Origin of the sequence: Stenotrophomonas sp. SrG, assembly GCF_050031795.1 — a bacterium.
In the GTDB taxonomy this organism is placed as follows: domain Bacteria; phylum Pseudomonadota; class Gammaproteobacteria; order Xanthomonadales; family Xanthomonadaceae; genus Stenotrophomonas; species Stenotrophomonas rhizophila_A.
In genome coordinates, this window is the sequence record NZ_JBNBBE010000957.1 from 1 (window position 1) to 242 (window position 242).

Here is a 242-nt window from a genome sequence, read left to right on the forward strand (position 1 = left end):
GCCTTCCACATAGGCACCGGCATCGCTGTCGTCGCTGCCGCTGGCCTGGAAGTACTTGCTGGTGGGTGCAGCCACCGCAGCCACTTCCTTCAGCTGAGCCACGTTCACCGCATCGGTGTCTTCGGAACCGGCACCCACGTTGGTGATCTGGCGGTCAATCGCGTCAAGCACCACGCCGGCCGCATCGGTCCAGGCTTCGGCCGCACCGACCGATACCGTGTTGGCACGATCAGCCAGCGTGC

At 65.3% G+C, this 242-nt stretch carries 1 protein-coding gene; it reads right to left on the bottom strand.

The window, feature by feature from the left end; genetic code table 11:
• Positions 1-242 (bottom strand): hypothetical protein (locus ACQG3P_RS22335; RefSeq protein ID WP_426806276.1); only part of this gene is annotated, 242 nt, incomplete at both ends.